Annotated in this window: 9 protein-coding genes and 1 pseudogene; all 10 read left to right on the top strand. The window is 38.5% G+C overall.

The features are described 5' to 3' along the window. The first annotated feature begins 45 nt into the window (after window positions 1-45). Window positions 46-1,647 (top strand): amidohydrolase, encoded by a 1,602-nt coding sequence (locus tag V8V91_RS08070; RefSeq protein WP_373399628.1) that lies wholly within the window; start codon window positions 46-48, stop codon window positions 1,645-1,647. Window positions 1,648-1,744: 97 nt separating this feature from the next. Beyond that, entirely contained in the window at window positions 1,745-2,182 is a 438-nt protein-coding gene (locus V8V91_RS08065) for an N-acetyltransferase family protein (protein WP_373399627.1), read from the top strand. 111 nt (window positions 2,183-2,293) lie between these two features. Beyond that, the gene (locus V8V91_RS08060; protein WP_373399626.1) at window positions 2,294-2,920 is read left to right on the top strand and encodes a 7-carboxy-7-deazaguanine synthase QueE; all 627 of its coding nucleotides are present in this window, start codon (window positions 2,294-2,296) and stop codon (window positions 2,918-2,920) included. Window positions 2,921-2,924: 4 nt separating this feature from the next. Continuing rightward, window positions 2,925-4,847: an OmpA family protein gene (locus V8V91_RS08055; protein WP_373399625.1), complete on the top strand. Its 1,923-nt coding sequence runs from the start codon at window positions 2,925-2,927 to the stop codon at window positions 4,845-4,847. A gap of 1,006 nt (window positions 4,848-5,853) precedes the next feature. Next, window positions 5,854-9,042 carry a SusC/RagA family TonB-linked outer membrane protein gene (locus V8V91_RS08050; protein ID WP_373399624.1) on the top strand — a complete coding sequence of 1,063 codons (3,189 nt, stop codon included), beginning with the start codon at window positions 5,854-5,856 and terminating at the stop codon, window positions 9,040-9,042. Between the two features lie 13 nt (window positions 9,043-9,055). Continuing rightward, on the top strand, window positions 9,056-10,483 hold the full coding sequence (locus tag V8V91_RS08045; RefSeq protein ID WP_373399623.1) for a SusD/RagB family nutrient-binding outer membrane lipoprotein: 1,428 nt from the start codon (window positions 9,056-9,058) through the stop codon (window positions 10,481-10,483). A gap of 232 nt (window positions 10,484-10,715) precedes the next feature. Further along, window positions 10,716-11,135 (top strand): 6-carboxytetrahydropterin synthase, encoded by a 420-nt coding sequence (locus V8V91_RS08040; RefSeq protein WP_074226575.1) that lies wholly within the window; start codon window positions 10,716-10,718, stop codon window positions 11,133-11,135. An 84-nt stretch (window positions 11,136-11,219) separates the two neighbouring features. Next, entirely contained in the window at window positions 11,220-11,825 is a 606-nt protein-coding gene (locus tag V8V91_RS08035) for a hypothetical protein (RefSeq protein WP_373399622.1), read from the top strand. Next, window positions 11,795-12,334: a hypothetical protein gene (locus V8V91_RS08030; RefSeq protein ID WP_373399621.1), complete on the top strand. Its 540-nt coding sequence runs from the start codon at window positions 11,795-11,797 to the stop codon at window positions 12,332-12,334. The genes V8V91_RS08035 and V8V91_RS08030 overlap by 31 nt, the downstream gene beginning before the upstream one ends. 41 nt (window positions 12,335-12,375) lie before the next feature. Beyond that, window positions 12,376-13,498, top strand: a pseudogene (locus tag V8V91_RS08025) (glycoside hydrolase); the annotation flags it as partial. Window positions 13,499-13,575: the final 77 nt, after the last annotated feature.

Genomic DNA, 13,575 nt, shown 5'->3' with positions numbered 1-13,575 from the left:
TCATTACTTTTTAGTATTTTCCAACTTAACCAAACCACCAATCCTATGAAAATTTCTACCCTATGGCGGCCGGTCCTATCGGTTTGTGCTGCCTTGTTGATCTCTCAATTTGCTTTTGGGCAGAAAAAATATTCTGCCAAACAAAAAGAAGCTTTAAAAGAAGAAGCCCTGGATCTTGTACAAGAGAATGCAAAACTGAGCCAAGTGATGGTTGATAAGATTTTCAGCTTTGCAGAATTGGGGTTCCAAGAAATCGAATCCTCGAAGTACTTAACCGGGGTCTTGGCAGAAAATGGTTTTGAAATTAAAATGGGAGTATCTGGTATCCCCACAGCATGGTTTGCCACTTGGAGTAATGGAGAAGGACCTGTTATCGCTTTAGGCTCAGATGTAGATGATATCCCAAAAGCTTCTCAATATCCAGGAGTAGCTTATCATAAGCCTATTGTTGAAGGAGCTCCAGGTCATGGGGAAGGTCACAATGCCGGAATTCCTTTGAACATCACTGCGGCTTTGGCGGTGAAGGAGATTATGGAAAGAGAAAATATTGGAGGGACTTTGATCTTATGGCCGGGAATTGCAGAGGAGCTGGTAGCTTCCAAAGCATGGTTTGTAAGAGATGGCCTATTTGATGATATAGACATCTGTATTTTTACCCACGTGGGAAATAATTTGGGAGTAAGCTATGGCCAGGCATCTGGTACCGGCTTGATCTCTGTAGAATATACATTTAGTGGAGAGGCAGCTCATGCTGCTGGTGCTCCTTGGAGAGGGAGAAGTGCCTTGGATGCCGCAGAATTAATGAATGTGGGCTGGAATTATAGAAGAGAGCATTTAGATCCTCTGAAAAGATCACATTCCATTTTTACTGATGGTGGAGACCAACCCAATGTAGTTCCATCCAAAGCATCCATTTGGTACTATTTCAGAGATGTGAAATACGATGGAATAATGGAAATGTATGAAGTTGCCAATAAAATGGCAGCCGGTGCAGCTTTGATGACTGATACTGAAATGACTTCCAAAATTTTAGGAACCGCTTGGCCTAGACACTTTAATAAAGTAATTGCAGAAAAAATGTATGCCAATATCTTGAAAGTAGGTTTGCCTGAATGGTCTGAAGAAGATCAGACTTTGGCTAAAGCGGTGCAAGAAGAAGTAAATTCTACCAGAGTAGAAGGTCTTCCTACCAAATTGGATACCTTGGGATTGCCTGTGACTACCCCTCGCTCTGGAGGCTCTGATGATATTGGAGATGTGTCTTGGGTGTTGCCTACTGTTACCTTGAGATTTCCTTCAAATATCCCTGGACTTCCGGGACACCATTGGGCAAATGCCATTGCGATGGCCACTCCAATTGCCCATAAGGGCGTAACCGCAGGAGCAAAAGCGGAAGCAATGACCATTTTGGATTTCTTGTTAAATCCTGAATTAGTGGATGAAGCTTGGGATTACTTTAAAAATGTACAAACCAAAGAAGAGCAGTACAAGCCCATGATTTCTGATACCGATGAGGCTCCTATATATCTTAACAAACAGATTATGGATTTATATCGTCCGATGTTGGAGAAATATTACTTTGACGAAACCAAGTATGATACCTATTTGGAACAATTAGGAGTGACCTATCCTACAGTGAAAAAGTAAACATTTTACGTTTCGTTTTATTCAAGTGGCAGGAATCGGTATAATCCCCGGTTTTTGCCACTTTTGTGTTTTTAAGGATGATTGAATTTATTTTCCTATGGAAATTGTAGTTAGAGAAGGAAGCATCGAAGAGATTTTTCAGGTTCATCAGGGGATTCCTGAATTTTATGAAGAGGTAGCCATAGAATTCTATAAAGAGCGGCTAAAAGGCCGCCTGTTTTTAGCCTTAGTTGCAGAGCAAAATGGAGAGCTAATAGGGTTTAAAGTGGGATATCAAAGTCAGAAACCGGAGGTCTTATACTCTTGGATGGGAGGGGTAAGGCCTACATTCAGGAAAAGTGGTGCAGCGACAGCTTTGGCAGATTTTCAAGAAGATTGGGCTACAAAGAATGGGTTTAAGAAAGTGTTTTTTAAAACTCGGAACAGGTTTCCTGATATGATCAAATTTGGTTTGGGTAGGGGTTTTAAAATAGTGGAGGTGATTCGAAAGGATCGTGTAGAAGATTTTAGGATTGTGATGGTTAAAAAGTTATGAAAAAGCTCCCTTAAGCGAAGCTTTTGATATTCTTTCTAAATTCCAATACAAAGACGTACCTTTGCACTTGATTTTCACCAGCGGTTCAATTGCCCGCTTCAACAAAAATTCATGAAGACAAAAGAATTAATTGCAAAAGGCGTTTCGCTTCCAGTAATGGAAGCATTTTATACCATTCAGGGAGAGGGGAGATTTACTGGACATCCTGCTTATTTTATTCGGCTTGGGGGCTGTGATGTGGGCTGTGTTTGGTGCGATGTCAAAGAGTCCTGGGAAGTTGGGAAATGGCCGGTTTTATCCATAGAAGAAATAGTCGCAGAAGTAGAAAAATATCCAGGGAAACTGGTAGTGATCACAGGAGGAGAACCTTTGATGTACGACTTGGGGCCTTTGACAGCTTTGCTCAAGCAAAAAGGATTTTCAACCAATATTGAAACTTCAGGTGCACATCCTTTCTCTGGAGATTTTGATTGGGTTTGTTTTTCACCGAAAAAGTTTAAAGCCCCACATCCTTCCATATACGATAATGCAGATGAATTGAAAGTTGTAATTTTTCATGCAAGTGATTTTGACTTTGCTGAAAATCATGCGCTTAAGGTGAAAAAAAGTTGTGAATTACGACTTCAGCCAGAATGGAGTAAAGCCGAAAAATTCACTCCTTTGATTATTAATTACTCGAAAAACCATCCAAATTGGAAAATTTCGCTTCAAACTCATAAATTTATGGACATCCCATAGGTTTATGTGCCGTTTTCTATTAGGAATAACCTTTTTCTTTGTTTTTAGCTTGAGCCAAGCTCAAACCTATTCCATTATCGATGGAAAGGCGATCAAATTGTATCAGGAAGGAGAGGAGCTTACACTTTCCAGACAATATGATTTGGCAATTGCAAAATATAAGGCGGCCATCAATAGAGAGGCTTCTTTTTTGGAAGCTTATATTAAAATGTCCCAGCTCTACATTACCCAAGGAAAATTAGATCAGGCCGAAGAAGTTGCCTTAGCAGGGAAGAAAAGATTAGCAGGGAAAAATGCGACACTAAAAAATAAGGCGGATTTTGGATGGTTATTTACCAATCTATACATGGCTCAAGGAAGGTTCCAAGAAGCCTATGAGACTTTTCAAGAAGCAGACCCTCTATTCGATGAGACTTTCAAAAAGAGCATGTACTATGTTCAAATGAAGGCAAGCATGGATTTTCTGACAGCACAATTAGATAAGTCCATGGCTATAGAAAAAGAAAAGCTGGAAGACCCACTCAATAATTTTCAATTGCAATACTTTCCAGTGCTCACTGCGGATGGGGAACAAATCCTCTTTACAAAAAGAGATGGAACTGGAAATTATGATAAAGAGGATATTTATACTTCTTACGCGGAACCAGATGGCACTTGGACCAAACCTGTAAGTATCGCTCAAACGATCAACTCTCAATACAACGAAGGAACCTGCTCTGTTACTGCGGATGGAAATATTCTGATTTATACTTCTTGCGATGCTCCGGACTCTCAAGGCAGTTGTGATCTTTACATCGCTTATAAAGTCAATGGCAACTGGCAGCGCCCTAAAAATATGGGTAAAGAAGTGAACTCGAGATCTTGGGACTCCCAACCTTCCTTATCAGCAGATGGAAGAATTTTATTCTTCTCCTCCAATCGAAGAGGAGGATATGGAGGAAATGATATTTGGTATAGTGTTCGTCAATCGGATGGGTCCTGGGCAGAAGCGAAAAATTTGGGAAGCGTGGTGAATACAGCGAAGGATGAGATTTCTCCTTTTATGTTTTTTAATAATGAAATCTTGTTTTTTGCCTCAGACGGTCATCAAGGTTTTGGGGGCATGGATATTTTTCTTTCTAGGGTGAAAAATGGGGAGTTTTCGGAGCCGGAAAATCTAGGATTACCGATTAATGATCATTTGGATCAAGTAGCTCTATTTATTACAGCTCAGAAAGATTATGCTTATTTCACGGAACTTACTTCAGGTGACAATGGAAATGATCGCTCTATATTATACCGATTCAGGTTTCCTCAAGAAATCTATTTAGGGGAAAACTTAACGGTAACAGGAGGGAAAGTTTTTAATGAAAAGACTGGAGAGCCTATTGATGCAACCTTGTCTTTGGTTTCATTGACCAATGATAGTACGCTTTATGAATTTAAATCCGATGGGAAGAACGGTGAATTCATGATGCTCTATCCCAATAAAGGAATTTCAGGCTTATATGTGGAGAAAAAAGGGTTCTTGCCAAAGATTTATAATGTAGAGCGTGATAAGCTTCAAAATGTCAAGGATTTGAATGTAGAGTTAGTTCCTGTGGCCTCTGGAGAAGAGTTCGTTTTTGAAAACATATTTTTTGACTTTGATAAATACGAACTGAAGCCTCAGTCCATGTCCTCCTTGAAAAGGCTTATTAAATTTTTAGAGGAGAATCCAAATGTCAATATTTTAATAACTGGCCATACGGATAACGTAGGTTCTCCAGGATATAACCTTCAGTTAAGCCTTCAAAGAGCTGAAAGCGTACAGCAATACCTTGTGGAGGCTGGAATGCACCCAGGTAGAGTGATGGTAGAAGGTAAAGGAGATAAAGAGCCTGTAGTCCCCAATACGACGGCAGAAAACCAAGCTTTAAACAGAAGGATTACCATTAAAGTGCTTTAAGTATTGCCGGGCATAGGTTTGCCAAAATGGATTTTTTAATGCTTGAAAAGGTTAGATGTATGGACTTCTAACTTCCATTAATGATTTATTATTTGGTTTTTAATATTAGAAGCTAGCATAAATAAAATTTAATTATTGTAAGATTAACTTTAATTTATTTATAAGGATAGCCTTTGAACAATTAATATGGAGTTGTGTATGCTCTATTTTTATGTATTATTTCTCTATAGTTGCTTAAAATAGTAGATTTAGTTGATTTTATGTGTATAATATATTTTTTGATTTGCCTATTTCAGAATTTTATTCTTTTTGCTAGTGGATCTACATATTAATGATTCTCTTTTATTTAATTGTAAATATCTTCATGTCAATTCATTTTGATATTCTATTATAATTATAGATTTTAATTATTTAATTTATTGATATATAGTAAGTTGTTTCTATTGATCAATAGTTTATAATTGTTTTGTAGAGAAAAAATGTATTTCTGAATGTTTTGAATCAATTGATTTCAGATTTATATCCGTTTTTTTGATTTGAAAAAGACAAGATTCACCAAAAAGCCAATCAAAGGCGTGAAAAACTATATTTTTTAGTTTTTGCTCCCAACACGCCTCAGTGGTGATTCAATAAGAACAAATCGCGTGTATTATTATTTAAAAGAAATTGAATGATTAGATGTTAGATAATATTACTTAGATTTTGTATTGGTATATATCTATTTAATAGTATAAAATATTGAATTTGATATATGTCAATATATTCCCCTTAAGAATAATTGTTCAAAAAAATTAACTTTTGTTAACACTACGATAACACTATGATTTTTCAATCTGCTTTTTATAATTTAATAAAATGTAAAATATAATTTTGATAAAACTGTTTATGTGTATGTTTTATTTTTTATGTATTGACTAACCGTTTATCATATTTTCCCTCCTATTACTTCGATAATATAATTTAATAAAATAACATTGTCGATTAATTAAAATCAACCAAATTAATAATGAAGAAAAATTTGCTAGCGTTCTTGCTAATGATATTCTTTGCTCAAGGTGTTTTTGCACAGAGTAAGTCTATTAGCGGAACGGTGACTTCCTCGGAAGACGGATTAGGACTGCCAGGGGTAAGTGTTCTGGTCAAAGGGACTACGAATGGTACCATTACTGGTATTGATGGTGAGTATACAATTCAACTACCTGCTGGTAGGGATGTCCTTCAGTTTTCATTCGTGGGGATGAGATCTGTAGAAGTTACTGTAGGTAATGAATCCACCATTGATGTAGTGCTGGACCCAGATGTAAAAGCACTAAATGAAGTAATTGTAACCGCATTGGGTGTATCTAGAGATGATCGCTCTGTTGGGGCTGCCATTCAATCCGTAAAAGGTGAAGACCTTACCGCTACCAGAAATTCCAATGTAGTGGGTAACCTAGCTGGTAAAGTAGCCGGTGTACAAGTAATTGGATCTTCTGGTGCTGCTATCGGTGGTACTCAAAATATCCGTTTAAGAGGGATCAATACTTTAGGTGGAGGTTCTCCTTTATTCGTTGTAGACGGAACACCTATTTCCAATAGTTCTTTTTCACCTAGTGGTGACTACGCAGGACGTGATTATGGTAACCTTGCTGCGGACATTAACCCAGATGATATCGAAAGTGTTTCTGTATTGAAAGGTCCTTCTGCTGCTGCTCTTTATGGTAATAGAGCTGCTAACGGGGTAATTATCATTACTACTAAAAAAGGAAACAAGAAAAAAGGTCTTGGTATTGAAATCAACCAAAGTACTACACTAGAGAATGTCTATGTGCTTCCTGAGTACCAGAATGAGTATGCAGGTGGTTATACACAGGATTTCTTGACTTTTGAATATGACCCAGCTATCCACCCAGAGTCTTGGTCTAGCTTTGATGGTCAAAAAATGTTGAACTATGCAGCTGATGAGTCTTGGGGTCCTAGAATGGATGGAACCTTGATCAGACATTGGGATTCTTGGTTAGAAGGACCTCAGTTTGGTGAATTGAGAGCATTGAATCCAAATCCTGATAACGTAAGAAATTTCTTTGAAACTGGGGTTACAGCTAACACCGGTGTTGCATTTTCTGCAGGTGATGAAAAATCAAACTTCAGAGTTTCCCTGAACAACATCAACCAAAAAGGGGTAATGCCAGGATCTGAATTGACTAAAAACAATGTAAGTTTCAATGGCTCTCAGGAGTTAAATGATAGATTGTCTGTTGGATTGAACTTCAACTTCACTGGGACCAAAGCAAATGGTCGTCCTGCATCAGGATATACTGGTAGAAACCCAGTAAACTCGTTCAACCAGTGGTTCCAGCGTCAAATTGATATGGATAGACTGGCACAGTACAGAAATCCTGACGGAACTTACAGATCTTGGAACTTAAGAAGCCCAACCAATGCAAGACCACTTTACTGGAACAATCCATATTATGAAGCATATGAAAATGCTCCAGAAGATAGCCGTGACCGTGTATTTGGTAACTTCAACTTGACTTACAAGTTGACTGATGCATTGAAGGTTTCAGGTTTTATTAGATCTGACTTCTACAATCAAAAAATTGAAGAAAGAATCGCTTCAGGTGGTTTGGACTTAGATTCCTATTCTGTAAGCCAAAGAATTGGACGGGAGGATAACTATGAAATCTTATTCCAGTATGATAAGATGTTTGGCGAATTCTCTGTGACTGCCAATGCAGGTGGTAACATCAGAAGAAATCTTTATAGCTACATGTACCAAGGTACTGTAGGGGGATTGGCTGTTCCTGATTATTACAACATCGATGCTTCTGTAGACAGACCTGCTACAGATAGCTATAAGAGTAACAAAACAGTTCGCTCTGTCTATGGTAACGTTTCTTTAGGTTATCAAAACACGATTTTCTTGGATGCTACTTTGAGAAATGACTGGTCTTCTGCTCTTCCTAAAGCAAACAATAGCTACTTATATCCATCAATTACATCTAGTTTCGTCTTTACTGAACTAATGGGTGGAGGAGGAAATTTCCTAAGCTTTGGTAAATTAAGAGCAAGTTATGCACAAGTAGGATCAGATATCGGTCCTTACAGAATCGCTCAGATTTATAACGTATCTACTCCTTACGGTTCATTCCCGAACCTTCAAGTCCCGAATACTGCAGCAAACCCTAACTTAAGACCTGCGCTATCTTCTTCTTATGAAGCTGGGGTTGATTTAAGATTCTGGAATGGTAAGGTGAACTTTGATCTTACCTTCTATAGAAATGACAACAAAGATCAAATCCTAAACTTAACCGTTCCTGGTTCTAGTGGATTCTCTGGTGCTTTGGTCAACGCAGGTAACATCAGATCTGAAGGTGTTGAACTTTCTATAGGTGGAACTCCAATCCAAAAGCGTGACTTCACTTGGGATGTTAGCTTGAACTTGGCTCATAACACCTCTAAAGTAATTGAATTAGCTGCTGGTCTAGACAATAGACAATTGCAGTCTGCATACTGGGGGATGAGTATCAATGCCAAAGTTGGTGAAGAGTGGGGTACTTTGATTGGTACCGGATTCAAATATGCTGACAATGGTCTTCCAATCATCAATGAAGATGGTTCTTATGTAAAAGAGAGAAACATAGATTTAGGAACTACTCTTCCTACTGCTACTGGTGGTTTTACCAACACTTTCAGATACAAAAACTTTGATTTGACTGCATTTATTGAATTCCAAGCTGGAGGTCAATTCTACTCAGTTACCAAAATGTTTAATGCTTACTCTGGTCTTGGTTTAGAAACTGCGGGTCTAAATGACAAAGGCAATCCTTTAAGAGATCCAGTTGAAGATGGTGGAGGAGTACGTGTAGACGGTGCTTTGGAGGACGGAACTCCTACCACTGTTTATGTGGATGCTTATGATCATTTCTCAGGAATGTTCGGATTGCATGAGAACTGGATCTATGATGCTTCTTATGTGAAATTGAGAGAGATCAGATTAGGATACTCTCTTCCTGCGAGATTGGTTGATAGATCTCCATTCCACACAGTAAACGTGGCATTCATTGCGAAAAACCTTTGGTTGATCCATACCAATGTACCAGGACTTGATCCAAGTGAATTTGGGTCAGGAGCAAATGGATATGCGTATTTCGAAAGTGGACAGTTACCAGGTGTAAGATCCCTAGGATTCAATGTGAGACTTGGACTATAATAGAAATTAAAAGATGAAAAATATAAAAAATACAGTTTTAGGTTTGGTAGCAGGTACACTTTTGCTAAGTGCCTGTTCAGAATTTGGAGACATCAATGTGGATCCAAACAGACCTTCCTCTCCTTTGACTTCTGGATTGTTGACGGGAGCTGAAAGAAGCGTATCCGGCATCGTTGGAAACGCGACAGGTGTATTGTATGTTCAGCACCTTTCTGAAAAGCAATACACTGAATCCTCAAGATATCAGGATATCTACTTTGACTTTAATGGTTTTTACACAGGTCCTTTGATGAACCTACAAAGAATCATTGACTTAAATACAAATGAGGAGACTAAGGATGATGTATTGAGCTCTGGTAGCAATGAAAACCAGATTGCTGTAGCAAGAATCCTTAGGGCTTATTTCTTTGGTGTGATGACTGATAGATGGGGAGAGCTTCCATATTCTCAAGCATTACAAGGAGAAGTTGAATTTTCACCTACTTATGATACTCAAGAGTTCATTTACACAGATTTATTGAAAGAGCTGAAAGAATCTGCTGATCAGATTAATTTTGAAACGGCAGGTGTAGAGGGTGATTTGTTGTTTAACGGTGATATGGAGCAGTGGAGAAGATTTGCCAATTCTCTTAGAATGGTGATGTCTCTTCGTATAAGTGACGTTGCACCAGGATTAGCTGAGTCCAATTTCAAGGAAGCATATAGCAATGGTGCCCTGACTGGGGATTTCATGTACCCGTATTTGGCAGAAGCAAATAACCAAAATCCATGGTATGCAAGGTATTTGACTCGTGTAGATTATGCGATTTCTGACACCATGTATGACTATATGAACCCATTGAATGACCCTAGATTAGCTGTGTATGCAGATCCTGCAGCAAATACTGGGGAAATTGCTCCAATGCCTTATGGTGTTTCTAACACAGTAGCTGGTGGTATTACCAATGCATCGGTTTCTTACCTTGGTTCAAGTTTAAGAAAGCAAAATGCAGAACTTCCAATTGTTACTTTGGCACAGATTCATTTCTCTTTAGCTGAGGCTGCCGTGAAAGGTTGGATCTCTGAAAGCGCTGAGTCTCATTACAGGAGTGGAATTGAAGCTTCTTTCAGACAATTTGGTGTATTTGATCAAGCGGCATATGATGCTTATTTAGCTCAACCAGAAGTAGCATTCAATTCTTCTAATGCCATGGAGAAAATTGCCGCTCAAAAATGGGTAGCGCTATTTCTTCAAGGATATGAAGCTTGGGCAGAATGGAGAAGGTTGGATTACCCTGAATTAACTCCAGCGGTGGATGCAATGAACGATAGTAAAATGATCCCTGTGAGACAAGCTTACCCTACTACTGAAAGAGATATCAACTCCGAAAGTTATTTGGAAGCTGTTGCTCGTCAAGGAGAAGATGGATTGGATACGAAACTTTGGTGGGATGTAAATTAATTTCTTTCCTTGAGGGTTCGATAATTAATCATCCTTAATTTTCTTGAAAGCCTTCTGGATCTAGTTTTATTTAAAAACTGGTCTGGAAGGTTTTTTTATTGTAAAAAGATTAGGATGGTCGCAAGGGAGTCTACAGCTAAGAAGGATTCATGATCCTTTTTGACTTGTAAATTCTTATGAATTCTATTATTTTCTTTCTTTTAGCTACCTTTGCGTCCTATTTAAGAAAGCTATGATTTACGTTTGCCGAAAAGAACACTTTAATGCTGCCCACAAACTGTGGAATCCAAAGTGGACTGATGAGAAAAATGTGGAGGTTTTTGGGCCTTGTGCCAATGTGAATTGGCATGGCCACAACTTTGAATTAATTGTGATGGTGAAAGGGTTGCCCGATCCCGATACTGGGTTTGTAGTGGATTTAAAGAAATTAAGTACCATCATTAGAAAGCTTGTAATCGAAAAGGTGGACCATAAAAACCTGAACGTAGACGTGGATTTTATGGAAGGGAAGTTGGCTAGTTGTGAAAATCTAGTGATGGAGTTTTGGAAGATTTTGGAACCAGCAGTGAAAGAAATCACCAATGAAGGAGGTTTACATAAATTGACTTTGTACGAAACACCGCGGAATTTTGTGGAGTATTATGGGGATTGAATTCATTCGTAATAAATAGTAAGTAGAAAAGTAGGTTTCGAAGACCTACTTTTCTTTTTTAGATAAAATTTAGAGATAGCTGAAATGCCCGGGAAATCATTGAAACTGTACATCATATCAGGAGAGCGGTCAGGAGATATGCATGCCTCCAATTTGGTGTTGGCTCTTAAAGCCAAGGAACCAAGGATAGAAGTAAGAGGCAGGGGGAAGTTTTCCAAAGAAGCTGGTGTGCAGTTGGCAGTAGACTATGGCCAAGTGGCGCTCATGGGTTTCCTTGAGGTGGTTTTAGGGTTTAGAAAAGTACTCAAGTACCTAAACTTGGTGAAAAAAGATATCCTAGAATACCGTCCAGACGGCATTGTTTTGGTGGATTATGGTGGATTCAACATGAAAATTGCCGAATTTGCTAAGGGGCATGGGATTCCTGTTCATTATTATATTCCGCCTAAAGTCTGGGCCTGGAATCAAAAGAGGGCTTTCAAGTTAAAAAAGTTTACGGATCATGTGTATTCAATATTACCCTTCGAACCAGCTTTTTTTAAGTCTTATGAGATGGATGTCAACTATGTAGGGAATCCCCTATTTGACGAGATCAAAAAGTTTACTCCCCACGATTTTTCTTTCAAAAAAATGAAATTAATTATCAGCCAATCATTGCATTGCTTCCTGGGAGTAGGACCCAAGAAGTAAAAGCCATGTTGGATAAAATGATCAAACTATCTTCCTCATTTCCTCAAGCTCAATTTGTCATTGCAGCTGTGGATAGTTTAGAAGAATCCGTTTATACACCTGCAATTCGTGCCGGATTGAAGGTGGTGTACAATCAAACGTATGATTTACTTTCTCATGCAGTTGCAGCAGTGGTGACTTCAGGGACGGCCACCTTGGAGACAGCCTTATTTAGAGTACCTCAAATTGTAGTGTATGAAACCAGTCCCGTGACTTATTTCTTTGCGAAACGCCTGGTGAAAATTGATTTTATTTCCTTAGTGAATTTGATTGCTGAAAAAGAAGTGGTCAAAGAATTGATTCAAGATGATTTTTCAATCGAAAATTTGAAAAAGGAACTCAATTTAATCTTGTCGAATCCAGTTTATAAAGGTCATATGTTGCAAGGATATGATTTGATTAAAGAGCGATTAGGGGAAACTAGTGCGTCTGAGAATACCGCGGATTTGATTTTGAATACACTTAATTAACTCCTGTAAAGGAATTTGTAAGGTATGTTGTATTTTTAAAAATGCATCAACTTTTACTCTTATCTCGATATCTCTGTTTATTTGTCCTCACTAGTATTGGCAGCTTATATTTAAGCAATGGTAGTTTTGCTCAAGAGGAGGTATCCCTTATTCTTAGCATAAATTCAAATAATCAATTTCAAACAATTGATCATTTTGGGGCTTCCGATGCCTGGTCCATTCAATTTGTAGGACTTTGGCCAGATGAAAAAAGAATGGAATAGCGGATTTGCTTTTTAGTATGGAGGCGGTTAATGGAAGGCCCAAAGGTATTGGCTTGTCCATGTGGCGTTTCAATTTAGGTGCCGGCAGTGCAGAGCAAGGAAAGGAAAGTGGAATCAAAGACGAGTGGAGAAGGGCAGAGTCCTTCCTGAATTCAGAAGGAGAAATTGACATGTCCAAAGCAAAAGGCCAAGTTTGGTTTGCCCAGGCAGCTAAAGATCGGGGAGTGGATAAATTGCTTCTTTTCTCCAATAGTCCATTAGTTCAATATACTAAAAATGGGAAAGCATTCTCCAGCGATGGGAAGTCCAATCTTGATCAAGATAAGGCAAAGGATTTTGCGGATTATATAAGTTCTGTCGGAATTGGTCTTCAAAATATTGGTCTTCATCCTAACTATATTAGTCCTGTCAATGAGCCTCAATGGGACTGGTCAGATGGTGGGCAAGAAGGAAATCCCGCTACCAATGATGAACTAGCATCTTTTGTTAAAATCCTGGATCAAAGTTTTTCTGAAAATGAGTTTAATGCCAAAATTGATGTGGCGGAGGCTGGTAAAATAAACTACCTTTTTGAATTGGCAGATAAGCCAAGGCGAGGTGAACAGGTGAAAGCTTTTTTGACCCATCTTCTGAGAATTATTTGGGTAATTTAAGACATGTTTCAAATGTGATCTCTGCTCATAGTTATTTCACCACCAGCCCATCCACTGTATCTGAAAAGTTGAGAGTTCAAGTTTTGTCTGAAGTGGAGTCAATTCCCGGACTCAACTATTGGATGACAGAATATTGCATCCTCGGAGGAAATGAGGGTGAAATAAATGGAAATGGACGGGATCTTGGAATGGAGTCAGCCCTTTATTTGGCTAGAGTGATTCATCAGGATTTAACCATATCCAATGCTTCCGCATGGAATTGGTGGTTGGCCGTTTCGCCTTATAATTATAAGGATGGATTGGTTTATATTGATAAGAATAAGGA

The sequence above is a fragment of the Algoriphagus halophilus genome (genome assembly GCF_041729275.1).
Lineage (GTDB): Bacteria > Bacteroidota > Bacteroidia > Cytophagales > Cyclobacteriaceae > Algoriphagus > Algoriphagus halophilus_A.
The sequence above is the reverse complement of the archived record's forward strand: the minus strand, read 5'-3'. Positions and strand labels throughout refer to the sequence as shown.